The organism is Streptomyces sp. NPDC002958, assembly GCF_055563255.1.
The window spans coordinates 102,857-127,538 of record NZ_JBVHDS010000005.1 but is presented as its reverse complement, the minus strand read 5'-3'; the positions used below and the strand labels follow the sequence as shown (position 1 = coordinate 127,538).

25 protein-coding genes and 1 tRNA gene are annotated in these 24,682 nt (G+C 69.7%); 9 read left to right on the top strand and 17 right to left on the bottom strand.

All coding sequences use genetic code 11. The features are described from left to right. Positions 1-34: 34 nt before the first annotated feature. Both ACZ3IC_RS11465 and ACZ3IC_RS11460 read right to left on the bottom strand, forming a co-directional pair. Complete coding sequence (locus ACZ3IC_RS11465; RefSeq protein ID WP_467415413.1) at positions 35-2,467, bottom strand: MFS transporter; 2,433 nt, start codon at positions 2,465-2,467, stop codon at positions 35-37. A gap of 104 nt (positions 2,468-2,571) precedes the next feature. After that, on the bottom strand, positions 2,572-3,093 hold the full coding sequence (locus tag ACZ3IC_RS11460) for a MarR family winged helix-turn-helix transcriptional regulator (protein ID WP_467414936.1): 522 nt from the start codon (positions 3,091-3,093) through the stop codon (positions 2,572-2,574). A gap of 568 nt (positions 3,094-3,661) precedes the next feature. On the opposite strand from ACZ3IC_RS11460, the gene ACZ3IC_RS11455 reads away from it, so the two are divergent. Next, positions 3,662-3,880: a hypothetical protein gene (locus ACZ3IC_RS11455; protein ID WP_467414934.1), complete on the top strand. Its 219-nt coding sequence runs from the start codon at positions 3,662-3,664 to the stop codon at positions 3,878-3,880. A gap of 39 nt (positions 3,881-3,919) precedes the next feature. Here the strand turns inward: ACZ3IC_RS11455 and ACZ3IC_RS11450 are convergent, their stop codons facing one another. The 9 genes from ACZ3IC_RS11450 to ACZ3IC_RS11410 all read right to left on the bottom strand — a co-directional run bounded on the left by ACZ3IC_RS11450 (position 3,920) and on the right by ACZ3IC_RS11410 (position 9,678). After that, on the bottom strand, positions 3,920-4,723 hold the full coding sequence (locus tag ACZ3IC_RS11450) for a hypothetical protein (protein WP_467414931.1): 804 nt from the start codon (positions 4,721-4,723) through the stop codon (positions 3,920-3,922). 66 nt (positions 4,724-4,789) lie between these two features. Continuing rightward, positions 4,790-5,656, bottom strand: a complete 867-nt coding sequence (locus ACZ3IC_RS11445; protein WP_467414929.1) for an RNA polymerase sigma factor SigF — start codon at positions 5,654-5,656, stop codon at positions 4,790-4,792. Between the two features lie 237 nt (positions 5,657-5,893). Further along, positions 5,894-6,802, bottom strand: coding sequence for an RNA polymerase sigma factor SigF (locus ACZ3IC_RS11440; RefSeq protein WP_467414926.1), 909 nt, complete (start codon positions 6,800-6,802; stop codon positions 5,894-5,896). A gap of 197 nt (positions 6,803-6,999) precedes the next feature. Continuing rightward, positions 7,000-7,293 (bottom strand): Dabb family protein, encoded by a 294-nt coding sequence (locus ACZ3IC_RS11435; protein WP_467414924.1) that lies wholly within the window; start codon positions 7,291-7,293, stop codon positions 7,000-7,002. 9 nt (positions 7,294-7,302) lie between these two features. Then, positions 7,303-7,467 carry a hypothetical protein gene (locus ACZ3IC_RS11430; protein WP_176740478.1) on the bottom strand — a complete coding sequence of 55 codons (165 nt, stop codon included), beginning with the start codon at positions 7,465-7,467 and terminating at the stop codon, positions 7,303-7,305. A 512-nt stretch (positions 7,468-7,979) separates the two neighbouring features. Then, a tRNA-Ser gene (locus ACZ3IC_RS11425) sits at positions 7,980-8,064 on the bottom strand. Between the two features lie 78 nt (positions 8,065-8,142). Further along, positions 8,143-8,571 carry a tRNA adenosine(34) deaminase TadA gene (tadA, locus tag ACZ3IC_RS11420; RefSeq protein ID WP_467415410.1) on the bottom strand — a complete coding sequence of 143 codons (429 nt, stop codon included), beginning with the start codon at positions 8,569-8,571 and terminating at the stop codon, positions 8,143-8,145. Between the two features lie 81 nt (positions 8,572-8,652). After that, positions 8,653-9,210 carry a tRNA adenosine deaminase-associated protein gene (locus ACZ3IC_RS11415; RefSeq protein WP_467415409.1) on the bottom strand — a complete coding sequence of 186 codons (558 nt, stop codon included), beginning with the start codon at positions 9,208-9,210 and terminating at the stop codon, positions 8,653-8,655. A gap of 186 nt (positions 9,211-9,396) precedes the next feature. Beyond that, positions 9,397-9,678, bottom strand: coding sequence for a hypothetical protein (locus ACZ3IC_RS11410; RefSeq protein ID WP_467414922.1), 282 nt, complete (start codon positions 9,676-9,678; stop codon positions 9,397-9,399). A 103-nt stretch (positions 9,679-9,781) separates the two neighbouring features. Between ACZ3IC_RS11410 and upp the strand changes: the two genes are divergently transcribed. Next, positions 9,782-10,417 carry a uracil phosphoribosyltransferase gene (gene upp, locus ACZ3IC_RS11405; protein ID WP_376213313.1) on the top strand — a complete coding sequence of 212 codons (636 nt, stop codon included), beginning with the start codon at positions 9,782-9,784 and terminating at the stop codon, positions 10,415-10,417. Between the two features lie 52 nt (positions 10,418-10,469). Here the strand turns inward: upp and ACZ3IC_RS11400 are convergent, their stop codons facing one another. The 3 genes from ACZ3IC_RS11400 to ACZ3IC_RS11390 all read right to left on the bottom strand — a co-directional run bounded on the left by ACZ3IC_RS11400 (position 10,470) and on the right by ACZ3IC_RS11390 (position 12,515). After that, the gene (locus ACZ3IC_RS11400; protein ID WP_467415406.1) at positions 10,470-11,063 is read right to left on the bottom strand and encodes a LytR C-terminal domain-containing protein; all 594 of its coding nucleotides are present in this window, start codon (positions 11,061-11,063) and stop codon (positions 10,470-10,472) included. Positions 11,064-11,227: 164 nt separating this feature from the next. Beyond that, complete coding sequence (locus ACZ3IC_RS11395) at positions 11,228-11,524, bottom strand: type II toxin-antitoxin system VapB family antitoxin (protein ID WP_072488263.1); 297 nt, start codon at positions 11,522-11,524, stop codon at positions 11,228-11,230. 373 nt (positions 11,525-11,897) lie between these two features. Next, positions 11,898-12,515 (bottom strand): HhH-GPD-type base excision DNA repair protein, encoded by a 618-nt coding sequence (locus ACZ3IC_RS11390; protein ID WP_467414920.1) that lies wholly within the window; start codon positions 12,513-12,515, stop codon positions 11,898-11,900. Positions 12,516-12,956: 441 nt separating this feature from the next. Here ACZ3IC_RS11390 and ACZ3IC_RS11385 point away from each other — a divergent pair, with 441 nt between their 5' ends. Then, entirely contained in the window at positions 12,957-13,772 is an 816-nt protein-coding gene (locus ACZ3IC_RS11385; RefSeq protein WP_467414919.1) for an eCIS core domain-containing protein, read from the top strand. A 73-nt stretch (positions 13,773-13,845) separates the two neighbouring features. On the opposite strand, the gene ACZ3IC_RS11380 is transcribed toward ACZ3IC_RS11385, so the two are convergent. Further along, a complete protein-coding gene (locus tag ACZ3IC_RS11380) occupies positions 13,846-15,174 on the bottom strand; it encodes a COG1470 family protein (RefSeq protein ID WP_467414916.1) in 1,329 nt (442 codons plus the stop codon). A gap of 211 nt (positions 15,175-15,385) precedes the next feature. Here ACZ3IC_RS11380 and ACZ3IC_RS11375 point away from each other — a divergent pair, with 211 nt between their 5' ends. The 4 genes from ACZ3IC_RS11375 (at position 15,386) to ACZ3IC_RS11360 (ending at position 21,337) form a co-directional block, all read left to right on the top strand. Further along, entirely contained in the window at positions 15,386-16,012 is a 627-nt protein-coding gene (locus ACZ3IC_RS11375) for a helix-turn-helix transcriptional regulator (RefSeq protein WP_467414915.1), read from the top strand. 228 nt (positions 16,013-16,240) lie between these two features. Further along, positions 16,241-18,325 (top strand): VWA domain-containing protein, encoded by a 2,085-nt coding sequence (locus ACZ3IC_RS11370; protein WP_467414913.1) that lies wholly within the window; start codon positions 16,241-16,243, stop codon positions 18,323-18,325. A 28-nt stretch (positions 18,326-18,353) separates the two neighbouring features. Further along, positions 18,354-19,259, top strand: coding sequence for a Pvc16 family protein (locus tag ACZ3IC_RS11365; RefSeq protein ID WP_467414911.1), 906 nt, complete (start codon positions 18,354-18,356; stop codon positions 19,257-19,259). Further along, positions 19,256-21,337 carry an ATP-binding protein gene (locus ACZ3IC_RS11360; protein WP_467414908.1) on the top strand — a complete coding sequence of 694 codons (2,082 nt, stop codon included), beginning with the start codon at positions 19,256-19,258 and terminating at the stop codon, positions 21,335-21,337. The genes ACZ3IC_RS11365 and ACZ3IC_RS11360 overlap by 4 nt, the downstream gene beginning before the upstream one ends. A gap of 27 nt (positions 21,338-21,364) precedes the next feature. Here the strand turns inward: ACZ3IC_RS11360 and ACZ3IC_RS11355 are convergent, their stop codons facing one another. Together ACZ3IC_RS11355 and ACZ3IC_RS11350 are read right to left on the bottom strand one after the other, a co-directional pair. Further along, positions 21,365-21,763, bottom strand: a complete 399-nt coding sequence (locus ACZ3IC_RS11355; protein WP_467414907.1) for a DNA-binding protein — start codon at positions 21,761-21,763, stop codon at positions 21,365-21,367. Then, the gene (locus tag ACZ3IC_RS11350; protein ID WP_467414905.1) at positions 21,763-22,041 is read right to left on the bottom strand and encodes a hypothetical protein; all 279 of its coding nucleotides are present in this window, start codon (positions 22,039-22,041) and stop codon (positions 21,763-21,765) included. The genes ACZ3IC_RS11355 and ACZ3IC_RS11350 overlap by 1 nt, the downstream gene beginning before the upstream one ends. A 161-nt stretch (positions 22,042-22,202) precedes the next feature. Between ACZ3IC_RS11350 and ACZ3IC_RS11345 the strand changes: the two genes are divergently transcribed. Further along, positions 22,203-22,991, top strand: coding sequence for an alpha/beta fold hydrolase (locus ACZ3IC_RS11345; protein WP_467414903.1), 789 nt, complete (start codon positions 22,203-22,205; stop codon positions 22,989-22,991). Further along, positions 22,988-24,256 carry a cytochrome P450 gene (locus ACZ3IC_RS11340; RefSeq protein WP_467414901.1) on the top strand — a complete coding sequence of 423 codons (1,269 nt, stop codon included), beginning with the start codon at positions 22,988-22,990 and terminating at the stop codon, positions 24,254-24,256. Before ACZ3IC_RS11345 ends, ACZ3IC_RS11340 begins: the two co-directional genes overlap by 4 nt. Positions 24,257-24,682 lie beyond the last annotated feature (426 nt).

Genomic DNA, 24,682 nt, shown 5'->3' with positions numbered 1-24,682 from the left:
TCCGCTCGAAACACCGACCGCCAGGGGTCTGTGGTTACTCGGCGGGGTGGGCGAGTTCGATGTCGTGGCCTTCGACGCCGCGACCGGTCACGGTCAGCGCGCCGGCCACCGGCGGGTAGCCGGTCGCGATGACCGAGTACTCGCCCGCGTCCAGGTCGGCGAAGGCGTACGCCCCGTCCTCCCCGGTCGTCGAGGTGGCGACCACATTGCCCGCCGCGTCGATCAGTGTGACCCGGGCGTCCGGCAGCGGCCGCCGGCCGGAACCGGCCCGCACGACGCCCCGCACCAGCGCGCCAAACTGCAGTGCGGCCTCGATCCGGGTGACGCCCTGGCCGCCGATCTCCACCGGCAGCGCCAGCGGACGGAACCCGGCGGCGTTCACCGCGACGGTCACCGAACCGGGGACCAGCTCACCGAAGGTGAATTCGCCCGTATCACCGGACTTGCCGGTGGCCAGCACATCGCCGCGCACATCGGTCACGATGACCATGGCGCCCGCGACCGGCACAGCGGTCTCGGCGGCCCGCACGATACCGGCAAGGCCGCTCGTACCGGAGAGCAGGATGTCGTACGAGAGCGGCTCGCCACCGACGACCACGGTGGACGCCTGCGGCTTGAAGCCGTCGGCGGACGCGATCAGGACGTAGCTGCCGGAGCCCGGCGCTTCCAGACCGTAGCTGCCGTCGGCCTGGGCGACGGAGCGCCCCAGCTGTCGGCCGGCCAGCGAGACCAGCGTGACGGCGGCCCGGGCGACGGGTGCGCCCTCGGCGCCGCGCACCACACCGTGCACGGCCGTGCCCTGCAGGGTGGCGACCGGCGCTTCCAGGGTGTCGACCGGGGAGACCGAGGAGACCGGGGCCGTTGCCCGGTCGACCGGGGCCATTGCCTGGGTGACCGGCGCGGGGGCGCTGGCCGGCGCCTCGACTGCTTCCGCGACGGGGACCTCGGCCGTGGCCGGGGCGTCGTTCGCGGCATTCGTCCTCAGCGCGACCTCCTTGATGAAGATCGTGGCTAGGAAGGCGATCAGCGCGGCCGGAGCGGCGTACAGGAAGACATCGCCGACACCGTGCCCGTAGGCGCTCTCCATGACCGTACGGAACGGCGCGGGCAGCTTGTCCAGGTCGGGAATGCCCCCGCCGGTGGCGCCCTGGCTCATGGCCTCGCCCTTGGAGCCGAGCTCTGCGAGTCCCTCCTCGACATAGTGGGTGACGCGGTTCGCCATGACGGCGCCCAGCGCCGAGACGCCGATCGCACCACCGAGCGAACGGAAGAAGGTGACGACGGAGCTGGCCGCGCCGAGGTCGGACGGAGCGACCTGGTTCTGCGCGGCGAGCACCAGGTTCTGCATCATCATGCCGACGCCGAGACCCATCACGAACATGTAGACCGCGATGTGCCAGTACGTCGTGTCGTACCGGATGGTGCCCAGCATCCCGAGCCCGGCGGTGACCAGGAAGCCACCGGTGACCAGCCAGGCCTTCCAGCGGCCGGTCCTGGTGATGATCTGGCCCGAGATCGTCGAGGAGAGGAAGAGACCGGCGATATTCGGGATCGTCAGGACGCCGGACATCGTCGGCGACTCGCCGCGCGCCAGCTGGAAGTACTGGCTGAAGAAGACGGTGCCCGCGAACATCGCGATACCGACGAACAGTGAGGCGACCGAGGCCAGCGTGATGGTGCGGTTACGGAAGAGGCGCAGCGGGATGATCGGCTCGTCGGCCTTGGACTCGACGACGACAAAGAGCGCGGCGAGCGCGGCGGAGCCGATGAGCATCGCGGCGGTCTGCCAGGAGAGCCAGTCGTACTTGTTGCCCGCGAAGGTCACCCAGACGAGCAACAGCGACGCGGCGGCGCTGATGAAGAACGCACCCCACCAGTCGACCTTGACCTCACGCTTCACGACCGGGAGCTTCAGCGTCTTCTGGAGCACGACCAGCGCGATGACGGCGAACGGCACACCGACGTAGAAGCACCAGCGCCAGCCCATCCAGCTGGTGTCGGTGATGACACCGCCGAGCAGCGGACCACCGACGGTGGCGACGGCGAACACCGCACCCATGTATCCGCTGTAGCGACCGCGCTCACGCGGGGTGATCATCGCCGCCATCACGATCTGCGCGAGGGCGGAGAGCCCGCCGACGCCGATGCCCTGGACGACACGGCAGGCGATCAGCATGCCGCTGCTGGTCGACAGACCGGCGACGACCGAGCCCGCGACGTAGATGACGAGGGCTATCTGGACCAGCAGCTTCTTGCTGAACAGGTCGGAGAGCTTGCCCCACAGGGGGGTGGTGGCGGTCATGGACAGCAGCGAGGCCGTGACGACCCAGGTGTAGGCGCTCTGGCCGCCGCCGAGGTCGGAGATGATCTCCGGAAGGGCGTTGGAGACGACCGTCGACGACAGGATCGCGACAAACATGCCGAGCATCAGCCCGGCCAGTGCTTCCATGATCTGCCGGTGTGTCATCGGCGCGCCGGACGACGGGGCGGACGATACCCCGTGCTTGGCGTGGCCGCCCCGCACACCGGTTGGTGTGGTCCTAGCCATTTAGTTCCTTGTCTTTGCTTCTGTTACAGCGGTGTACGGGTGTGCGAGTTGTCGTCGCGGTCGGCGGGCCGGGAGCGGCAGTCGTCGATGTGCATTCCGGGGGCGCGCCCTCCGGGGCCGCGGCAGGCGAAACTTTCCCGCAGCCGGGCCAACAGCGTGTTGAGCTGTCCGACTTCGTCGTCGGACCAGTCGGAGAGGTTGTGGACGAACATTTCGGTAACCCGCTGATTCAGATCGCTGAGCAGCTCGCGTCCGGCGGGGGTCAACCGCAGGATGCGGGACCGCTTGTCCGCCGGGTCCGAGGACCGTTCGATCCAGCCGCGCTCTGCGACGTGAGCCACATGACGGCTGGTCACAGACATGTCGATGGCCATCAGTTCGGCCAGTCTGCTGATCCGCATCTCGCCGTGCTCACGGAGAAGCGCCAGTACGGCGGCGGAGCCGGCAGGACACTCGGAGGGCAGCATGCGGGCGACATCCCGCTTGACGGCCCCTACGGCGCTGAGCTGCCGGGCCAGTTCCTCGTACTGACTTCGTACGGCCACGGGCCCCCCAGACACATCACCGGTTCATCTTGTTGCTTAGGGCAACCATAGAATCCGTTGGTTGCTGAAGGCGAATGAAAAGGGGCTTGCAGGAGTAAAGGAAAGCAAAAGGCTGCGTAGCGCTCGGGTCAAAGGCTCGGCGTGTGCGGGGCGGGTCGGGGCGGGTGTGTCTCGCGCCACACTGGAGGTGTGGACGGTGGCCCCGAAACGGCAGTAGGTCCCGAGCGTTACTCGGGGCCCGGCCGTCGCCCCGTAGGGGCATAAGGTGCCGCCGGACCGCTAGGGTCCTGACCCATGGCACACAACCGTTCCTTGGCGCCCGGCACGAGGTGCTGTGCGTCTGGCGGGCCATCCCAAACGGTCTTGGATGACCTGGTTCTCCGCTTTCGCACCCCGGTGGCGGCACGCGTCACGCGCGTGATCCATTCCCTGGCGGGCAGAGTCCCTGGTGCGAGAGGGGTCGAGCGTTGGCCGCAGGACCCTCTCCCACATGACGACGCTACAGTTCCACAGGCTTCATATCGCAGTATCCGACGAGCACTTCACCTGATCGAGTGGGAATGCATTCATGCGTAATCAGCCGCCGGTAAATGGCAACCCCCAGGGCCCCGAGGGCAATTACGACCCCGCGGGCAGCACCCAGATGTTCCGCGCTTTCGTCGACGAGGGCGAGCCGCAGCGCCGGCAGCAGCCGGCCGCCTCGTCCGGACCGAAGACCGGGGTGGTCGTCATCGTCGTCGCGGTGGCCGTCGTCCTCGTGGCGGTGGCCTGGCTCGCGCTCGGCTGACCGGCGCACCGGTTCCTCCGTATCTCCTGCTTCCACCCGTCACTTCAATACAGCGGTGACGTCCCGGGTCTCGATTCGCATACCCAGGGGCACCCGCCAGGCGTCCACGCAGACGGTGTACGTCTTCGTCCTCGCCGCTCCCGCGTCGATCGGCGCGGGCAGCGGCGCGGTCGACTCGATGGTCGCCCAGTCGATCCCCAGCCCGCCGATGATGTGTGTGGCGAAGGTGACGGTCCCCGAACGCGCCGGTGATCCTCCGGTGTTGCGGAACTCCACGGTCACCTTCTCGCACCAGCGCTCGTCCGCGGCCGCCCGCTCCGGGGCGCCCACCACCAGCACGGCAGGCCCTGCGGGTTCGGTGGAGCCGGGTGCCGACGGGGCCGTGGGGTCCGTGGAGCCGTCTCCCGGGCCACCGGGGCCGCCCGCGCCGCCGGAGCCGCCCGTACCGTCGGCCGCGCCGTCGCTGCCGGAGGACGGGGCGGTATCGGATGCGCCAGGTGTACCGGGCGGCCGGACGGCTCCGTCGCCCGTGGTGCTCGTCCCCCCGGAGCCGTCGTCCCCGGCGGAGGCACCCGGTGAAGGCGTGCTGCCATCGGCCCGGTCCGCGGCCCCCTCACCGCCTCTGCCGCCCCTGTCCAGCGGCACCAGTGTCACCTTCCCCGGTGGCGCCACCGTCCCCGTCGGCGCTCTCTCGGGGCCCGAGCCGGCCGCGCCGATCGCCACATAGCCGTCGGTCGCCCCGCTGCCGCAGGCGGCCAGTGCGCCGCCCAGACACAGCACGGCCGCCGAGGCGGCGATCAAGGTGCCCCGGCGGCCGGTCGAGTCGAGTATCTGACGTCGCATCGCGCCAGTGTGGCTGACGGCCCGTCAAATCGGAACCCTCGCGCGCAGTACGGCAGTGCACGGCGGTCAGTCGGCGATGAGCCCTTCCCTGAGCTGGGCGAGCGTACGGGTCAGCAGGCGTGAGACATGCATCTGCGAGATGCCGACCTCCTCGCCGATCTGCGACTGGGTCATGTTGGCGAAGAACCGCAGCATGATGATCTGGCGCTCGCGCGGCGGGAGCTTGGCCAGCAGCGGCTTGAGCGATTCGCGGTACTCGACGCCTTCCAGCGCCGAGTCCTCGTACCCCAGACGGTCCGCGAGGGAGCCATCGCTGCCGTCGTCCTCGGGCGAGGGCGAGTCCAGCGAGGAGGCGGTGTAGGCGTTTCCGACGGCCAGGCCGTCGACCACGTCCTCCTCGGAGACCCCGAGCGCCTTGGCCAGCTCCGGCACGGTCGGTGAGCGGTCGAGCTTCTGGGCGAGCTCGTCACTGGCCTTGGTCAGCGCGAGCCGCAGCTCCTGGAGCCGGCGCGGGACGCGCACCGACCACGAGGTGTCGCGGAAGAAGCGCTTGATCTCCCCGACGACGGTCGGCATCGCGAACGTCGGGAACTCCACGCCCCGTTCGCAGTCGAACCGGTCGATCGCCTTGATCAGGCCGATCGTGCCGACCTGGACGATGTCCTCCATCGGCTCGTTACGGCTCCGGAACCGCGCCGCGGCGTAACGCACCAGCGGGAGGTTGAGCTCGATGAGTGTGTCCCGTACGTAAGCACGCTCCGGGCTGTCCGTTCCATCGGGGTCGGGTGCGGGCCCCAGCGCGGCGAGCCGCAGGAACAGGGAGCGGGACAGAGTGCGGGTGTCGATGGCTTCCGACGAGCTGGTGAGCACAACGGGTGCGGGTGCGCTCTTCGTGAGCGTGAGCACCTTCGAGCTGCCCTGTTCTGCGGACATGCCACCCCCTTGAGGTCGCGGACGGTCGCGTTGAGCCGCGACCATCGGAGGAACGCAGCCTCCACCTGAATACCGGAGGCGAGGCCACGGCAAACGCGGTTCCCGCAGAATGTCACATGTCGGCAACACGCTGTAGTGACATGTCGACAAGTCTTTGTGAGCGTATGCGCAGTTAACGGGGGGTGTGCGGCAATGTCGGGCGCCCGAACCGAACTTCGAGCGCTCTACCCGATCCAGTTAGGCATCGATCCTGTTTGCGGATCGTAGGCGGGCGAAACTACGGGCCAGCAGCCTTGACACATGCATCTGGGAGACACCCAGTTCGGCGCTGATCTGTGACTGCGTCAGATTGCCGTAGTAACGCAGCAGCAGGATGCGCTGCTCGCGCTCGGGCAGCTGTACGAGCAGATGGCGGACCAGGTCGCGGTGCTCGACCCCGGCGAGGGCCGGGTCCTCGTAGCCGAGCCGGTCGAGCAGGCCGGGCAGTCCGTCGCCCTCCTGGGCGGCTTCCAGTGAGGTCGCGTGATAGGAGCGGCCTGCCTCGATGCAGGCCAGCACCTCGTCCTCGGAGATCCTCAGCCGCTCGGCGATCTCCGCGGTGGTGGGCGACCGTCCGTGAGCGGTCGTCAGGTCCTCGGTGGCTCCGGTGACCTGGACCCAGAGCTCGTGCAGCCGGCGCGGAACGTGGACGGTCCGTACGTTGTCCCGGAAGTACCGCTTGATCTCGCCGACCACGGTCGGCATCGCGAAGGTCGGGAACTGGACACCGCGTTCGGGGTCGAACCGGTCGATGGCGTTGATCAGGCCGATCGTGCCGACCTGGACGACGTCCTCCATCGGCTCGTTACGGCTCCGGAAGCGCGCTGCGGCGTACCGCACCAGGGGGAGGTTCGCCTCGATCAGCGTCGCTCGTACCCGGCCGTGCTCCGGGGTCCCCGGCTCCAGGTTCTTGAGCTGTCCGAAAAGGACCTGAGTGAGCGCCCTGGTGTCCGCGCCCCTCGTCTTGGCGGGCGTCGTCGTGCTGTCGGGCGTCTCTGTCTGGATAGTCCGGACCATCTCGACATTCTGAACCGTCTCGACATTCTGAACTTTCTCGACATTCTGGACGGTCTGGGGAGGCACTTGAGGCGCTGCACTGGCCGGCACGGTGACGCCACCCCTTTGCGGTCAACTTCGGTCAACTCATCCGTCAAAAGCGGTCATAGCATCACAAGACATGTCCACTGTGTGCAAGCACCGTATAGCGTCGTGTTGGGGTCAGCTTGGTTTAAACACCAAGAAAAGCCCCTCGCCATGGTGGCGAGAGGCTCTGGGGACCGGCTGGATCGGGCGGACCGGGCGGGTCAGAACGGATAGTCGGCGATCACCCAGGTGGCGAACTCGCGCCACTGCCCGGCGGCGGCCTGATGGGCCGGGTGCTCGATGTAGCGCTTCAGGGCGTCCTCGTCGGCGACCGCGGAGTTGATGGCGAAGTCGTACGCGATCGGCCGGTCGGTGATGTTCCAGGCGCACTCCCAGAACTCCAGCTCCGGGATCTGTCCCTCCAGCTCCCGGAAGGCCTTCGTCCCGGCGACAACCCGTGGGTCGTCCCGATCGACGCCGTCGTTCAGTTTGAACAGGACCAGATGGCGGATCACGGGGTACTCCTACTTCACGAGCTCGGACATGAAGTCGCCGACGCCCTGTGCGGCACTCGAAACGCCCTCGAACCCTACCTGGACAAGATCCGCCGCCCGGGCCGGGGACGTGATGATCGTGTACAGCACGAAGACGACTATCGCGTAGAGAGCTATCTTCTTCGCTTGCACCATCAGCCCCTGCCTCCCCTTCGGTCGCCTGTGCAGTCGGGCGATTCTATCCGCACGAATGGCCGTATTCCTCTGATGTTTCCGACCACTCACACAGCCTTTAAGGACCAAGGGCCCGGTGATCGGGGCCCTTCGCCCGCCCGTGAGGCCTCTGCGAGGCCGCAGGATGGTTGGTGAGCCCAGCGGATTTGGCAGGAATCCGAGGGGCCAGGGACAGGACCTCACTGTGGGGTCCTCGCCGCGAGATTCCCCCCTGACTGCGGCGAGGGCTTGAAGGGCCTGTTCTCATCGGGGGAAGCGGCTTGTCCCCCCGATGCCGCTTCCCCCGGCCAACACTTCGCGGACCGTGGTCCCGGGTACGACGACCGTCGCGCCCGGGACCACAGTCGTATCCGCGGGCATGTCCCCCAGGTATGTCCCCCCGGGCATGTCCGTTACCTACGCATCCGTATCCGTGTCCGCAGATACCGAAAACTCGAAGGGCCCGACGCGATGCGTCGGGCCCTTCACAAGAGCGGTAGCGGAGGGATTTGAACCCTCGGTGAGTTTCCCCACACTCGCTTTCGAGGCGAGCTCCTTCGGCCGCTCGGACACGCTACCGAGAGAGAGCTTAGACCATCCCGGCCGTCCGTCGAAATCCGATTCACCAGAGCAGGGCGCAGTGGCGCGGAAGCCTGGTCAGAGGTCGCGGAAGAAGGCCGTCAGCCGGTCGGCGCAGACGTCCTCCAGCACCCCGTGGATCACCTCGGGACGGTGGTTGAGCCGGCGATCGCGTACGACGTCCCAGAGCGAGCCCGCCGCACCCGCCTTCTCGTCCCGCGCCCCGTAGACCACCCGGTCCACGCGGGACTGCACCAGTGCGCCCGCGCACATCGTGCAGGGCTCCAGGGTGACCACCAGGGTGCATCCGGACAGCCGCCATCGGCCGAGCGCCGCTGCGGCCCGGCGGACGGCGAGGATCTCGGCGTGCGCGGTCGGGTCGCCGGTCGCCTCGCGTTCGTTGTGTCCCGTGGCGAGCAGGGTGCCGTCCGGGCCGAGCACGACGGCGCCGACCGGCACATCGCCGGCCCGCGCCGCCAGGTCGGCCTCGGCCAGGGCACGGCGCATGTGCGCCCGCCACGGGTCTCTTACGGGATCGTGCGGTTCCGGTGGTCCTTGCGGGTGTGGTGGTTCGCTCACCCGCGGACCCTAACGGACGGTCTCCAGGACCTCGGCCGCACCCAGCGCGTCAGCGATCTCCACCAGTGCGTCCGTGCCCAGCATCAGCAGCTCCGCCTCGGGGAGTCCGAGGTCGGCCAGGACCCCGGTGTCACCGAGCGGGCCCGCGGGTACGGCGTCGGTGTCGAGTCCGTCGTCATCGTCGTTGTCGTTGTCGTTGTCGGGGGTGATGTCCGGCTCGCCGTCCTCCGTACCGTCGAGGCCGACGAGCTCTTCGAGGGCGGCAATCGTGTCCTCGGCCTCGGGTTCGCGGCCGAGCAGTTCATCGGTGAGCAGGATCTCCCCGTACGAGGAGCGGGCGGCGGCTGTGGCGTCCGAGATGAAGATCCGGGGGTCCTCCTCACCGTCCACCCGGACGACGCCGAACCAGGCGTCCTCCTGTTCGATGAAGACGAGCACCGTGTCCTCGTCCACCGAGGCCTCACGGGCCAGATCCGTCAGGTCGGACAGGGTCTCCACATTGTCGAGTTCCGTGTCGCTCGCTTCCCACCCGTCTTCGGTGCGCGCGAGCAGTGCGGCGAAGTACACCGTGACTCTCCCACTGGTCATAGGGGTGTCGGTCCGGCGGGAGGGCAGCCGGTGGTCTGGCTGTCCTGCTTCCCGCCCATCGGAATCGTGGCAGAAACAAGGGCCTTGCGAGAGGAGTTCGGCCGTTGCGTCGGCCATCAGTTCTCCTGGACGCCGCCACCAGAGGGACACCGGGCCACCGTCCGACTACCAGCGGAAGGTGCGCATCCGCATGGCCTGGCGCATCCGGGCCGCCCGGGCCCGGCGTGGCTGGACCCGGTCGCGGAGCGCCTTTGCCTCATGAAGCTCGCGCAGGAACTGGGCGCGCCGTCTGCGGCGCGCCGCTTCGGTCTTCTGCGGGTCCTGCGGGACCTCTGCGTCCTGTGGGTCCTGCGGGACTTCTGCGTCCTGCGGGTCCTGCGGGACCTCCGCGTTCTGCGGGGCCGGCGTGTCCGGCTGGTCCCGCTCCCGCTGTTCCCCGTCCGGCATCGGCTCATCACCCCAAGGCTGGGTAGGTATGCCCCCACCTTCCCTCCGAACGTGTGGTTGATGCCAGCGCAGGGGTGCGGGAGGCCCGGTTACTGTTGAACCCATGCGGATCCACGTCGTCGACCACCCACTGGTCGCGCACAAACTCACCACCCTGCGCGACAGGCGCACCGACTCCCCGACCTTCCGGCGGCTCGCCGACGAGCTGGTCACCCTGCTCGCCTACGAGGCCACCCGGGATGTGCGTACCGAACAGGTCGACATCGAGACCCCGGTCACACCGACGACCGGCGTGAAGCTGTCGCACCCGCGCCCCCTGGTCGTACCGATCCTGCGGGCCGGTCTCGGCATGCTCGACGGCATGGTGCGGCTGCTGCCGACCGCCGAGGTGGGCTTCCTGGGCATGATCCGCGACGAGGAGACGCTCCAGGCGTCCACGTACGCGACGCGGATGCCGGAGGACCTCTCGGGCCGCCAGGTGTACGTCCTGGACCCGATGCTGGCCACCGGTGGCACGTTGGTCGCGGCCATTCAGGAGCTGATCAAGCGCGGTGCGGACGATGTCACCGCGGTCGTGCTGCTCGCGGCGCCCGAGGGCGTCGAGGTGATGGAGCGCGAGCTGGCGGGTACGCCGGTGACCGTGGTCACCGCCTCGGTCGACGAGCGGCTCAATGAGGACGGCTACATCGTCCCGGGCCTTGGTGACGCGGGCGACCGGATGTACGGCACGGTCGACTAGGGCCGGACGAATGTGCTGAACGGCTGGGCTGCCTGGGTCGCCCCGGCAGCCGTCAGCAGGACGGTGCGGGCGCGGGCTTCGTCAGGGCGGCGAGGGCCGCGGCGGCCGACTGGGGCGTGCTGAACGCCTTGAACTTCGTACCGAGAATCAGATCGACGTCCGCCGTCTTGCGGGCGTCGGTCTTCGGAACGGCTCCCCGCAACTGCGTACCGAGGACCGGGAACGAGCCGTTCGTGGCGGACGGAGCGCCCAGTAGCACCCCCGGACCGGGGACTTTCTTGTCGTACGCGGCCGAGGCGTTCCCCACCTTGCCGATGGTGAAGCCGCGCTTCTTCAGCTCGTCGGCGGCTTTCTTGGCGAGCCCGGTGCGGGGTGTCGCGTTGTAGACGTTGACGGTGATCTTCGCAGGCTTCGGCAGCGCCTTGGCGGGCGCGGACGGCTTGGCTGACGCGCAGTCCGTCGTGTGGTCGGCGGCGCTGGCCTTCCTGTTGCTGCCCGTGAAGACATCGATGAGCTGCAGCGTGCCCCATCCGGCCAGCCCGATGGCAACCACGGAAGCGGTGGCAGCCAGGATCAGTCTGCCGCGATGCCGGGGGCGGCGCATGCGTGGGTACTTATCGCCCGTGATGCGGTACTTTCCGCCCATGCCGGGGGGAGTGAGCATGCTCATGGGCGCAGCGTAGTGCGGCCCGGTGACGATGCCTACTAAATGATCAATGGATCGCACCCGTCCGGGTGCGAAAGCACCCGAACGACCCCGGAGGGGCCCGCAGGGCTTGCGGCTCCCGGGAAGGAGCCTGCCGCACTTCGTCAGCCGAGTTCGAGTACCCGGGCGTGCAGTACCTGGCGCTGCTGAAGTGCGGCGCGGACCGCGCGGTGCAGTCCGTCCTCCAGATAGAGGTCGCCCTGCCACTTCACGACATGCGCGAACAGGTCGCCGTAGAACGTCGAGTCCTCGGCGAGGAGGGTTTCGAGGTCCAGGTTGCCCTTGGTGGTCACCAGCTGATCGAGGCGGACCGGGCGCGGCGCGACATCTGCCCACTGCCGGGTGCTTTCCCGGCCGTGGTCGGGATAAGGCCGCCCATTTCCGATGCGCTTGAAGATCACACGGAAAGCCTACCGGGCAAGAGCCTCCGGGCGCAGCCATGGGGCGGGACTGCGATGCTGGCAAGAACGCCATAAAAGCGAGCATTCCGGAATAATTCCGGAATAGGGGCCGTGATGAGTGACAGCTACAGCACGGGCGGAGGCGTGAGTTCGGACGGGGACGGCGGTTCGGACATGGGCGTGGCGCGGGCCGGAGGCGTGGCGCCCAGGTCCGGCGGAGGTTGACGCCGAGTGGGTGTGAGGTCCGGCGGAGATGTGGCGTCGAGTGGGGGTGTGAGGTCCGGCGGAGGTGTGACGCCGAGTAGGTGTGAGCTCCGGCGGAGGTGTTACGTCGGGTGGGGGCGCGTGGTGGGGGTGTGTGGCGAGGGGGCTGCTACTTGTCGGTGGCGTGTTTGGCCGCCCTGGCCGCCTGCTTGGCCTGCTGCTTGTACGCGCGGACCTCGGCGAGTGATTTCGGACCGGTGATGTCGGCGACGGACCGGCGCGAGCCCGCCTCGCCGTACGGCCCGGCCGCCTCCCGCCAGCCCGTCGGCCGGACCCCGAACTGCTTGCCCAGCAGCGCCAGGAAGATCTGCGCCTTCTGGGTGCCGAACCCCGGCAGGGCGTTCAGCCGTTTCCGTAGCTCGGCCCCGGTGGAGACGTCGCTCCACACCGCGCTCGCGTCGCCGTCGTACTCTGCCACCAGGAACTGGCACAACTGCTGGACCCGCTTGGCCATGGAGCCCGGATAGCGGTGCAGGGCAGGTTTGGCGGTGAAGAGTTCAGCGAAAGCCTCCGGGTCGTACGCGGCGATCTCATGGGCGTCCAGATCGTCTCCGCCCATCCGCCCGGCCAGGGCGTACGGGCCGGAGAAAGCCCATTCCATCGGCACCTGCTGGTCCAGCAGCATGCCGACCAGAGCGGCGAGCGGGCTGCGCGCAAGGAGTTCGTCGGCCTCCGGCTCCTGGGCAATGCGCAGGGTGATGTCCTGGTCCTTGTTGCTCTTGGTCATGCCTTCGATCATCCCGACGGCGGCGTGGCGCGGCCACTCCGCTGCCCGTCGATGCAGCCGTTTGCCGCCGGATTCCGCGAGGCGGACCGGGCCGGGGCGGAGGCCGCGCTGGGGGAGGCCGACGAGCGTTCCTTCCGGTACGAGGCGCCGGGGCCGTTACCGAGGCCCGCGAGCTGGCGCGCCGAGGGAGGGGCCCGTCCTCATCTTCCTGCGCACCCGCACGGGCTGACATCGCGGCAGCAGCCGTCCCGCTGATCGGGGCGGTGCGGGGCCGCCGGGTTTCGCGGGACCGTACGTAACGGTCCCGATGCCCGAAGGGGCAGCGGCGGCTGCCCCCGGCCGGCGGGGTCCGGGCTGGACGAGCCGGTGACGCGTCGTGAAGGTGGAGTGTGGGGCCATCACGACGCGCCTTCGACCGGGGCGCGGTCAGGGGAGATGACGATGCACGCACAGGAATGGGACCAGGAACACGACCACGAGCGGGATCACGGGCACGGGCTGGAGCACGACGAGGCCCCGCACGCGTCGAGGGCGACCGAGGGCCGTGAGGCGGCGGACACACCGCACCTCTACCGTGCGGCGGCCGCAGGGCGGGCCGATGTGGTCGGGGCCGGCGGCATGAGCGTGCTCCAACGGGCGGTCGGCAACAGCGCCGTGGGGTCGATGCTCCAGAGGCGGGAGGAGGAAGAGCGCTCCCCCGTGCACGACGTGGTCTCGTCCGGCGGAGGGCAGCCCCTGGACACCGATACCCGCACCGATCTGGAGGGGCGGATGGGCGCGGACTTCTCCGACGTACGTATCCACACCGGCTCCGCCGCGCACGAGTCGGCGAAGGGCGTGGGCGCCCATGCGTACACGGTCGGCAACAACGTGGTCTTCCAGCGGGACGCGTACGATCCGTCCTCGCCACAGGGCCGCACCACACTGGCTCATGAACTCACCCATGTGATCCAGCAGCGCAACGGCCCGGTGGAGGGTACGGAGGCGCCGGGCGGTATCCGGGTGAGCGATCCGTCCGACCGGTTCGAGCGGGAGGCCGTCGCGAACGCCGACCGGGTCCTGTCGGACCCGGCCCCGGCTCCGGCATCGGCGGCTGCGACAGGGGCGGCCGGTCATGACTCGTCCCCCGTCGCGACGCCCGCTGTGCAAAGGGCGGCGACGGAGGACGAGGACGAGCAACCTGCCGATGTGCAGGGCTCCTTCGTCCAGCGGGCGGAGGAAGGGGCCGAGGAGGAGGAAGAGGCTCCGCCTGCTTGACGGGCCCGCGGACAGGCCGGCTCGATCCGCGGTGTCCGACCGCAGTGTCCGTCCGCGCTGCCGGCCTGCGGTGTCAGCCTGCGGTGTCCGTCCGCATCGTGCCGCCGAGGAACAGCGACTCCGCACACCGCGAAGGCGTCGGCGCGTTCACCGGCTTGCCCACCTTCCGGCAGTCGACGGTCATCGTGACCTTGCCGCCCGCAGGCACCAGGATCGGCGTGACGAAGTGGTAGTCGGAGTCGCGGAAGTTCTCCAGTGCCAGCCGGAGCACGGGTGCGTCCCGGCCCGAGGAGACCACGAGCGTTCCCGCGTCGCCCTGCGGGTTCTGGACCACGATGTCCGTCAGCTGGAAGGTGTGCCCGCCGGGCACCTGGAGGGCCGTCGAGGTGTTCGACCCGCCGCCCACCGAGTCCCTGACCTGCACCTGCGCACTGGTTGGGGCCGTGGCGGCCGCGCCGTCGGATGCGCCGGGGCTCGGTGAGGGGCTGGGCTTCGGTGAGCCCCCGTTGGCGCCGGAGGAGTCGCCTCCGCCCGATCCCGTTCCGGCTGTGGAGCCCTGGTCCGGGTCCGGGGCCTTGCTCTTGTCGGCCGCGGCGGCGGACCGGACCGCGTCCGGCGTGATCGCCTCCCGGGCCGCCGACTTCACGGCCGGCCGCAGCAGCGCGTACCAGAGCCCCACCAGCGCGATCAGCAACACGGCCGCGGTGATCAGCGCCCGGGGCAGCCAGCGCGGCAGGATCGGCTCCTGCTGGTACGAGCCGTCCACGACCACCGGTGCGACCGGGGTCTGATCCTCCGCCACATCCGGTGTGGCGACCAGCTGGAAGGGATGCGTGACCGGGATGCCGCGCCACACCCGCTTGGCGGGCCGGATCCGCACCTTCCCGAACTCCGCCCGCCCGGGCGCGATCTGCAGGGTGTCCGCCGCGAACGTGACCCGCGCCCGCTCCGTACCCGACTGGGCTCCCAGCCGTACGGTGACCGGGGCGTTCCCCCGGTTGTCGACGGCGAGTTGGTGCCGCCCGCGCCAGGCGCCGTGCGAGCTGCGCGGTACGAGTTCGGCGGTGGTCTCGGTGAAGGGCAGTACGGTCACCCGCCCCTCGGGCACCACCGTGTCGCCCTGCTCGCTGGTGGGCACCACCCGTATCCCGAAGGGCGCCTCCCCCGCGAGTACGGTCGAGTCGCGGGGCGGACGCAGTACGAGGGAGACCGTCTGCGAGTCACCCGGATACAGGGACAGCGTCGCCGGCTCCACCGTCGACCAGGCGGCACACGCACCGACCACCTCGAAGCGGTACTCCTCGACGGTGCTGCCGGAGTTGAGGATCCGCAGAGGGAGGGCCGTCTCCTCGCCCGGTGCGGCAGTGACGGACGAATCGTCGAGGCTTGCCGTGAGACTCATACGGCGCACCGTAGGGTCGGTGCCGAACACCGACATCGGCCGTGAAGGAACACTTCCGGGCAGATTCTGTGCCCGGATCGGCTTTTCTGTTTCCCTGTAGGGATACATGGGAATCGTTTGACCGCCTCAAGACGAGCGAGGCACACGTAAGCAGCCTTGATGGTTGTGTTCAGTGTGATGCCATTGGCTGCTGCTCAGGGGGAGCTTTGCCATGGAGCGCATCACTGTCGCATTACGGGCCCAGGATCCGATCTCGCAGGCGGGCGTGGCCAGCCAGTTACGAGCCCGGCCCGAGGTCAGCGTGACGGAGTGGGCAGAGGGAGACGCCTCGCCTCGGATTGTGGTCGTCGTCGTGGACGCAGTCGACGAGGAGGTGCTGACGATGCTGCGCCACATTCAGCGCACCAGCACCTCGCGCACCGTCCTCGTCATCACGGACATCGACGAACAGAAGCTGGTGAGCGCCGCGGAGTGCGGTGTCGCCGGTGTGGTCAGGCGCTCCGATTCGACCCCGGAGCATCTGGTGCAGGTCATCAGGACGGTGGCGCGGGGCGAGGGTCACCTCCCCTCCGACCTGCTGGGAAGGCTGCTTGAGGAGGTGGGCCGCCTCCAGGGGCAGGTGCTCGGCCCGCGCGGGCTGCACTTCACCGGTCTCGCGGCGCGCGAGGTGGATGTGCTGCGCCTGGTCGCGGAGGGGTACGACACCGCGGACATCGCGACGAAGCTGGCCTATTCCGAGCGCACGATCAAGAACGTGCTGCACTCGGTGATGGCCAGGCTGCAACTGCGGAACCGGTCGCACGCGGTGGCGTACGCGATGCGGCAAGGGCTGATCTGAGCCTGCCCGCACGGGGGCTCACGGCACGGGCGTGTGTACGGCGCTGTCGTGCGTACGGCGCTGTCGTGCGCGGCACGGGCGCGTACAGCACTTCGGTGGGTCCCCCGCTGCACTTTCGGGCAGCGCGGCCTTCCCGAGGGTGTGACTCCCGCACCGCTGTGCGTCCGCCGCCGGTGCAGGACCCTGACGTCCGGTATGCCGATCGGGCGAGGGTGGGGGAGGACTTCCGTGCGCTGGTTCCAGCCGCTTCAGCGGGTGCCGCAGTCGCGGCGGGACGGATCGGCCCGGGCCCGGCCGTCCACTCCACGCCGCGCTCTCACCGCGCTCCGCGTCCCGGCCCTCGCGCTGCTCCTCGTGGCCACCGGCATCGCGCCCGGTTCGGCCGTCACCTCCGGTGCGCCGGAGGTCGCAGTGCCCGAACCATGGGTCACGCCCGCCGAGTTCACCGACGCGGTCGACCCGGGCGGTTCCACGGGAGTGGACAAGCAGGTCCGTACGCCGGCGATCCCGCCGAGGCCGGACGTGGTCCTGCTGGTGGACGGCACGGGCAGCATGGGCGACCCGATCGGCGATGTACAGGCGGGTTTGAAGGACATCACGGCGAAGGTCCGTGCACAGCAGTCGGATTCCCGCTTCGCGGTGGCTACCTACGGGGACGAGAAGGACGAACCGACGGCGGAGTTCGCTGTCCTCCAAGGGCTGACAACGAACCTGGACGACGTACAGAAGGGTGTCGACAGACTGGACACCTCCCGCGGATACAAGAGCAAAGGCCCGTCGGAGGACTGGATCTACGCGCTGTGGAAAGTGGCCAATGGTGCGGACGGCGGTACGGCTTTCCGTGAGGGCGCCAGTCCGGTCGTGGTCCTGGTGGGTGACGCGTCGAGCCACAACCCCAGCAACAAGATCCCCTACGAGGAAGCGGTGTTCGCGCTCCAGGACAAGGGGGTACGGGTCATCGCCGTCGACGTGACGACCGAGAACGGTGACGGGCTCAACGGCAACGGATACAACAGCCCCACCTACCAGGACCCGTTCCACGAGCCCGACCAGGCCAAACGGATCGTCGAGGCCACCGATGGCCGCATGCTGAACGGAATTCCCGGGGACGGTGTCACCGACGCCATCATCGAAGGCTTCAACAACCTTCCCACCAACGTGAGTTACCGCCTGGAAAACTGCGATCCGCATCTGTCCGTCACCCTCGACCCGCCCACCCGGCAGCTCACCAGCGGCGACACCGCGCACTTCGCGGAGAACATCGATGTCTCCGCGGACGCGCCCCAGGGCACCCGGCTGAGCTGCACCGTCCAGTTCCTGATGGGCACCCAGGCCCCGGGCGCGGAAACGATCGGGCCGGCCGCGGCGGCCGACCCGGACTTCCAGGAACAGATCAACATCGACGTGAACGACATCGACGCGCCTGTTGTCACCGTGGACGATCTGACCGTCCGGGCCAAGGACAAGAACGGCGCGCGCGTGACGTACGCCGCCATCGCCCAGGACGCCACCGACGGCACGCTCCCGGTGACATGCAGCCCTGCTTCCGGCTCGCTCTTCCCGGTCGGCAGCACCACGGTGACCTGCTCGGCCACCGACTCGGCGGGCAATACGGGGACGGACACAGCGCAGATCGAGGTCCTTGCGGCCCCCGTGCCGCCCTCGGCGGATGTGGCGATGAAGGTCGACGTCAGCCCGGACCGTACGTACACCGGCCGCCCGGCCCGTGCCCGCTTCACCGTCACCAACGCCGGTCCGGACCCGGCGACCGGCGTGGTCATCGGTTCCGCCTGGCCGAAGCCGTCCAAGGGGAAGGACCGCAGCCTGCCCGCCCTGACCCGCTGTACGGCGGCCGACCCGTGCACCATCCCTGCCGGTGGCCGCATCGAGGTGACACAGACGGCGACGTACCGCGCGGCGGTGACCGGGGACGTACGGGCCACCGTGCGCGGCACGCTGCCGGACCGCCGCAAGGCCAACAACCAGGACACCGACCGGCTGCGCGTGCTGAAGCCCTCGCTGACCGTCACGCCGCAGGTCGCCAAGCCGGGCCAGCCGGTGCTGGCGCGCGGCAAGGACTACCCGCCGGGCGCGACGGTACGTTTCACGTGGAACACCGGCATCACCCCCGGGGGAGCGACCGCCACGGTGGGCCGCGACGGCACCTTCGAGGTGCAGGTCCTGGTCCTGCGCAAGGACAAGCTGGGCCCGCGCGAGCTGTGGGCGGACTCGCGCGGCCTCGACCGGCTGAAGAAACCGGTCCTGGTGGTGCAGCGGAATCTTCAGCCGCCGGACTTCGCGGGCCGCGCATGAACGCCGGTGATCGCATGGGAGTGATCGCGTGATCCACGAGGTCGACGACGTACTGAGGGCGCTGATCAGGGCGGAGGTGCTCGAAGGCGGCCAGATCGCGGTGGTCTTCGACGCCCCGACCCGGGAGTGGGCGGCGAAGGTCAACGCGCCCATGGTCAACCTGTACCTCTACGACATCCGCGAGGACATGCGCAGGCGCGAGCGGGGTCTGCACAACGACTACGACGAGCGCGGCACGATCGTCGCGCGCCGCCGCCCGCCCCGGTTCTTCAAGTTGTCGTACCTGATCACGGCATGGACGAAGCGCCCGGAGGACGAGCACCGGCTGCTCTCCTCACTGCTCGGCTGCCTGCTGCGTTACGAGGCGCTGCCGCCGGAGCGGCTGGCGGGCACCCTGGCCGAGATCGGGGCGCCCGTACCGATGTCGATCGCGCTGCCGCCGCCGGAGGACCGCTCGTTCGCCGACGTATGGAGCGCGCTGGGCGGTGAGTTGAAACCCTCGCTCGACCTGGTCATCAGCGTGCCGGTGACGGCGTCGCCGAGCTATGTGGTGGGTCCGCCGGTGGGGGACGAGGGGCTGCACACCCGCTTCGGGGACGTACCCGAGGGGGCCGAGCCGTTGTCGGAACCGATGCCGGGGCGCGGAGGACTTCCGGTGTACGGAGGTCGTCCGGGGCGGCCGGGCGGGGGCGCCCCCTCGCGCATCCCTGACGCGGAACGGCGGCGCGGTCTGTCCCTCCGCATCACGGAGACCCGGAAGGCCCGTACGGGTGTTGGGGAAGACCGCGCAAGGACCGGAACGGCCCATACGGAGGCCGGGAGGGCACGCCCCGAGACCGGGAAAGCCCGCCCCGAGACCGGGAAAGCCCGCCCCGAGACCGGGAGGGCACGCCCCGAGACCGGGAAAGCCCGTACGGAGGACAGCGCCGAATGACGACCGCGGGTGATCCGAACCTGCGCCATCTCCTCGCCCGCGCGGTGGCGGTGGAGCAGCGCATCCGACGGGCGGTCGAGGCCCGGCAGCTCACCGATCCGGACCCGGACGACGCCTTCCGCGGCCTCTACCTCACGGACGAGAACATCGCCCGGCTGCTGGACGAGACCGAGGCCCGCGCCTTCCCGTACCCCGTACCGCCTTGTGCTCCGAACCCGGATGAGGCACCGGACTCCGGGGAGGCACCGGACTCCGGCGAGGCGCTGGCGGAACGGTCCAGACTGACGTCCCTGACCGACGAGTTCGGCCTCACCGATCTCGACGTCGAGATCCTCCTCATCTCGCTCGTACCGGATCTCGACGACCGCTTCGAGGCGTTCTATGGCTACCTGAACGACGACGTCACCCGCCGCCGTCCGTCCATCGGCCTGGCGCTGGGCCTGTGCGGGCTGTCCCCCGCCGACCAGGTGGCGCGCGGCCGGCTGTCGGCCCGTGCCCCGCTCCGCGAGGGCCGCCTCCTCCTGGTCGAGGACCTGGACCGGCCGTTTCTGACCCGGGCGCTGCGCGTCCCCGACCGGGTCACCGGGCACCTGCTGGGCGACGACACCCCCGACCCCCGACTGGCCGATCTCCTCACCCCCTGGCATGCAGTACTGGGCGTCGGCGACCCGGCCCCGCTCGCCGGGGCGCTCGCCCACGGCGCCTCGCTGGCCTACCTTCGCGAGGACCAAGGCGGCGCGGGCACGGCCCTCGCGGCCTCCGCGCTGACCTGTGCGGGCCACCGGGTCCTGGGGCTGGACCTGGCGCGGCTGGCCGAGGACCCGTCGCCGGTCGAGGCGGTCCGCTCCCTGGTCCGGGAGGCCCGGCTGACTGGCGCGGGCGTGGTCTGCGCCCCGCTCGACGCGGTCGCCCGTGACCATCCGGAGCTCCTCCGGCTGCTCACCGGCACCCCGGTCCCCACGATCCTGGTGGGCCGGGCCCCCTGGGACGCGTCCTGGTCCGCCGCCCCGCCCCTGCTCCTGCACGCCCCACGCGTGGAACCCTCGATCAGGGCGGCCCTCTGGACCGACGCGTACGACGCCCCCGTCCCCGACACCATTGACGTGGACCGGCTGCTTTCGCCGTTCCTCCTCACGCCGGAGCAGATCACCCGCGCCGCCCGGGGCGCCGCCCAGACCACCCATCTGGACGGCGGCACCCTCACCCCCGACCACGTCCGCCAGGGCGCCCGCGCCCAGAACGCGGCGGGCCTGGACCGCCTGGCCCGCCGCATCGAACCCACCGTCACCTGGGACGACCTGGTCCTCCCGCCCGACACCCACGCCCAGCTCCGCGAACTCACCGCCCGCGCGAGGCATCGCGACCGGGTCCTGGGGGAGTGGGGCATGCGCCCCGGCGGCGGGCGGGGACGGGGAGTCTCCGCCCTCTTCGCGGGCGACTCGGGCACCGGCAAGACGATGTCGGCGGAGGTCATCGCCGCAGACCTGGGCCTGGACCTCTACACGGTGGATCTGGCGACGGTGATCGACAAGTACGTGGGCGAGACGGAGAAGAACCTGGAACGCATCTTCTCGGAAGCCGCAGGCGTGAACGGCGTTCTCCTCTTCGACGAGGCCGATGCGATCTTCGGTAAGCGTTCGGACGTGAAGGACGCCCACGACCGCTACGCGAACGTCGAGAGCGCGTACCTCCTCCAGCGCATGGAGTCCTTCGACGGCCTGGCCATCCTCGCCACCAACCTCCGGGCCAACCTGGACGACGCGTTCACCCGTCGCCTGGACCTCGTCATCGACTTCCCGGTCCCGGACCCCGAACAGCGCCTCGTCCTCTGGGAGCGCTGCCTGGGCCCCGTACTGCCCCGGGGCAAGGACCTGGATCTCGCTTTCTGCGCGGAGAACTTCGAGCTGGCGGGCGGCAACATCCGCTCGATCGCGGTGACGTCCGCGTACCTGGCGGCGGACACGGGCGAGCCGGTGACGATGCCGACGCTGATCCACGCGATCCAGCGCGAGTACCAGAAGCTGGGCCGACTGACCCTGGCGTCGGAGTTCGGCCCGTATCTGAAACTCCTGGCGTGAGGTGCGACGGCTCGCAGATCCTGACGCTCAGACCTTGATGATCCGTACCCGATCGCCGCACAGCAGCCCCAGATCCTCTGGATCCGAGGTGAGGATCACCGCAGGTTTCGGCAACAGCAGCGCAGTCGCTCCCACGACGGCATCGATGGCGTACTTGTGCCCATGAAGTCCGGCATCGGTCAGCAGTTTCATGGCCGAGCGCCCGATCTCCTCGCTCACGGGCTCGACCGTCAGCCTGGACACCACCCAGTTGAACCGGGCGGCGTTCACCCTCTGGTGGTGAGCCTCGATGAGGGTGAGAACGCTGACGACCAGCCTCATGTCCTCCTGCTCCGCTCCACGGAGCAGCGTCATGACCTGCCGGTCATCAGCGACGACCTTGGACAGACCCTCGCTGTCCAGCACGAGCGTTCCGGCCCGAGCCATCAGGCGGCGTTCTGCGCATCATCGTCGTCGCCCCGCAGAAGTGCTCGGGCGGCATCGACCTCCGTACGACTCAGCGCGCCGTGCTCCGCCTCGTGCGCGTTGGTCAGTTCGGCGAGGTTGTCCCGTTCGATCTGGCGCTGCACGGCAGCGTCCACGTAGGCGGAGAAGCCCCGCTTCCCCACGAGTGCACGGACGGCCGCGATATTGCCCGAGTGCAGGCTGACGGAGACGTTGGCGGTGGGGCCTTCGCCCACGCCGTAGGTGATGTCGTCGCTCATGCCATCAATCTAATACATGAACTAGTAGAAGGTTGTGCTTGCCGAGATGGAGCGGCGGGCACCGGGCACGCTCCCTTGCGCGGGGCCGTAGTTGGCGCGACTGTGGTCCGAGGCCGGTCGGTGATCGCCCGGTTCCTCTCCGTACGGTGACGGGAGTCAGTGTGACCGCATTGTTTGTTCTGCCCCACGAACTGCACGGTGACGGCCCGCACAAGGTGATTGCGGTGCACGGCTGGCTCGCCGACCGCTCCGCGTACGTCCCTGTGCTGCCGGACCTCGACCTCGGTGCGTTCCAGTACGCGGTGGTGGACCTGCGGGGATACGGCGAGGCGCGGGGCGCGGCCGGCTCGTACACCACGGCCGAGGGCGCCGAGGACGTGCTCGCGCTGGCCGACCGGCTCGGCTGGGAGCGATTCTCGCTGATCGGTCACTCGATGGGCGGCTCCGTCGTCCAGCGGACGCTGGCCGCCGCGCCGGAGCGGGTGCGCAGGATCGTCGGGGTCTCGCCCGTCCCCGCATCCGGCCTGCCTCTCCCGCCCGACCAGTGGGAACTCTTCGCCGCGGCGGCGCACACTCCGCAGAACCGGCGGATCATCCTCGACACCACCACCGGGGGCCGACGCCCTGCGGGCTGGCTGGATCGCATGGTGCGCCGCTCGGTCGAACGAAGCGACGCCAAAGCGTTCCGGGCCTGGTTGGACTCCTGGGCGGGCGAGGACTTTCACGCCCAGATCGAGGGTTCGCCCGTGCCCGCTCTCGCCGTCGTGGGCGCGCTGGACCCGGCCCTCTCCGCCGAGCTGCAGCGCGCCACCTGGATGCGCTGGTTCCCCCGGGCCGAACTGGTGGAGCTGCCGTCGTGCGGCCACTACGCGATGGACGAGGCCCCGCTCGACCTGATCCGCGTGGTGGAGGACTTCCTGCGGGCGGACGTCGAGGGCGCGGAGGCATGACCGGGTCCGGGTCCGTGCCGGACGTGTTCGACCCCAGGCAGTACGCGCAGGGCATCCCCCACGACCGCTACCGCCTCCTGCGCGACCACCACCCCGTGGCGTGGCAGGAGGAGCCGGAGGTGCTCGGCTGGCCGGCGGGCCCCGGCTTCTGGGCGGTCACCCGGCACGAGGACGCGGTCCGGGTCCTGAAGGACTCCTCGACGTACTCCTCGTACCTGGGCGCCACCCAGATCCGCGACCCGGACCCCGCCGACCTCCCGTTCATCCGCCGCATGATGCTCAACCAGGACCCACCGCACCACCGACGCCTGCGCGTACTCGTCAGCCGCGCCTTCACCCCGAAGCGCATCGACCGCTTCGAGAAGGTTGTCCGCGAACGCGCCCGCTTCCTGCTCACCCGGGCGGTCACCGAGGCACGGTCCGGCGACGGCACCTGCGACCTCGTCACCCAAGTCACCGACGACTACGCCCTGCTCAACCTCACCGACCTGCTCGGCGTACCGGACACCGACCGCGCGCTCCTCCTCCACTGGACCCGACGCGTCATCGGCTACCAGGACCCCGACGAGGCCGGAACGCCACCACTCGGCCCGGACGGCAACCCGGTCAACCCCCGTTCCCCATCCGCCCTGCGCGACATGTTCGACTACGCCCACGCCCTGGCGGCCCACAAGCGCCGGCACCCCGCCGACGACGTCATGACGTCCCTGGCCACGGACCCCGAACTGACCGCCCCCGAACTGGAGATGTTCTTCTTCCTGCTGGTGATCGCCGGCAACGACACCGTACGCAGCGCGGCCCCCGGCGGCCTGCACCTCCTGGCGGAGAACCCCGAGGCGTACCGCCGCTTGCGCGACGGCGAGGTGGGGTTCGCGACCGCCGTCGACGAACTCCTCCGCCGCCACCCCCCAGTCCTCACCTTCCGCCGCACGGCCCGCGAGGACACGGAGTTGGCGGGCACCCGCATCCGCACCGGCGACAAGGTGGTCGTCTTCCACGCCTCCGCCAACCACGACGAACGCGTCTTCCCCGCCCCGTTCGCCCTCGACCTCACCCGCACCCCGAACCCCCACGTCTCCTTCGGCCACGGCCCGCACGTCTGCCTGGGCGCCCACTTCGCGCGGCTGCAACTACGGGCGCTGTACGAGGATGTGTGCCGCGCCCTGCCACCCGGCCCGCTCCGCCTCGCGGCCCCACCGCGCCGCCTGGTGTCGAACTTCATCAACGGGATGAAGTCGCTGCCGGTGCGGGTGGCCGACGCCTGATAGCAGGTCCCGCCCCTGACTTCACCCCCTCGGGTGACTGGACAGAGAAAGCTGTCTGGCGGCATTCAGACCAAACGTACGGTTCCTGAACCGCTTGAGTCTGGGGGTGAGCCACTTCAATGTGTAACGCTGGGCCTGAGGGAGGTGCCGCTGGTGGTGAACAAATTCCGGGACCCGATCATGACGCCGCTGGAGACCGCGCGGCATCTTCGAATCAACGAGAGCAGGTACGGGCCGTCCACCGCCACCGCCCCGGCCTGACGATTAAGCCCGCGCCCAACCTCGCCGTCTCCTACGAGGGTGGCGAGTCCCCCTGCATGTTGGACCGGGTCTGCCCGGCATACGGTCGCCTCTCCCAAGACCCGGAACCGGTGTTCTGCAGCCCGCTGCGGGGAGCGCTTCGCGTAGTTACTCGAACTCGCGAAG

Coding starts and splice junctions, on each gene's coding strand:
- ACZ3IC_RS11465 (WP_467415413.1), bottom strand. CDS start 2,467: ATGACACACCGGCAGATCATGGAAGCACTGGCCGGGCTGATGCTCGGC.
- ACZ3IC_RS11455 (WP_467414934.1), top strand. CDS start 3,662: ATGCGTAATCAGCCGCCGGTAAATGGCAACCCCCAGGGCCCCGAGGGC.
- ACZ3IC_RS11450 (WP_467414931.1), bottom strand. CDS start 4,723: ATGCGACGTCAGATACTCGACTCGACCGGCCGCCGGGGCACCTTGATC.
- ACZ3IC_RS11445 (WP_467414929.1), bottom strand. CDS start 5,656: ATGTCCGCAGAACAGGGCAGCTCGAAGGTGCTCACGCTCACGAAGAGC.
- ACZ3IC_RS11430 (WP_176740478.1), bottom strand. CDS start 7,467: ATGGTGCAAGCGAAGAAGATAGCTCTCTACGCGATAGTCGTCTTCGTG.
- tadA (WP_467415410.1), bottom strand. CDS start 8,571: ATGCGCCGTGCCCTGGCCGAGGCCGACCTGGCGGCGCGGGCCGGCGAT.
- ACZ3IC_RS11410 (WP_467414922.1), bottom strand. CDS start 9,678: ATGCCGGACGGGGAACAGCGGGAGCGGGACCAGCCGGACACGCCGGCC.
- upp (WP_376213313.1), top strand. CDS start 9,782: ATGCGGATCCACGTCGTCGACCACCCACTGGTCGCGCACAAACTCACC.
- ACZ3IC_RS11400 (WP_467415406.1), bottom strand. CDS start 11,063: ATGGGCGGAAAGTACCGCATCACGGGCGATAAGTACCCACGCATGCGC.
- ACZ3IC_RS11390 (WP_467414920.1), bottom strand. CDS start 12,515: ATGACCAAGAGCAACAAGGACCAGGACATCACCCTGCGCATTGCCCAG.
- ACZ3IC_RS11385 (WP_467414919.1), top strand. CDS start 12,957: ATGCACGCACAGGAATGGGACCAGGAACACGACCACGAGCGGGATCAC.
- ACZ3IC_RS11380 (WP_467414916.1), bottom strand. CDS start 15,174: ATGAGTCTCACGGCAAGCCTCGACGATTCGTCCGTCACTGCCGCACCG.
- ACZ3IC_RS11375 (WP_467414915.1), top strand. CDS start 15,386: ATGGAGCGCATCACTGTCGCATTACGGGCCCAGGATCCGATCTCGCAG.
- ACZ3IC_RS11360 (WP_467414908.1), top strand. CDS start 19,256: ATGACGACCGCGGGTGATCCGAACCTGCGCCATCTCCTCGCCCGCGCG.
- ACZ3IC_RS11355 (WP_467414907.1), bottom strand. CDS start 21,763: ATGGCTCGGGCCGGAACGCTCGTGCTGGACAGCGAGGGTCTGTCCAAG.
- ACZ3IC_RS11350 (WP_467414905.1), bottom strand. CDS start 22,041: ATGAGCGACGACATCACCTACGGCGTGGGCGAAGGCCCCACCGCCAAC.
- ACZ3IC_RS11340 (WP_467414901.1), top strand. CDS start 22,988: ATGACCGGGTCCGGGTCCGTGCCGGACGTGTTCGACCCCAGGCAGTAC.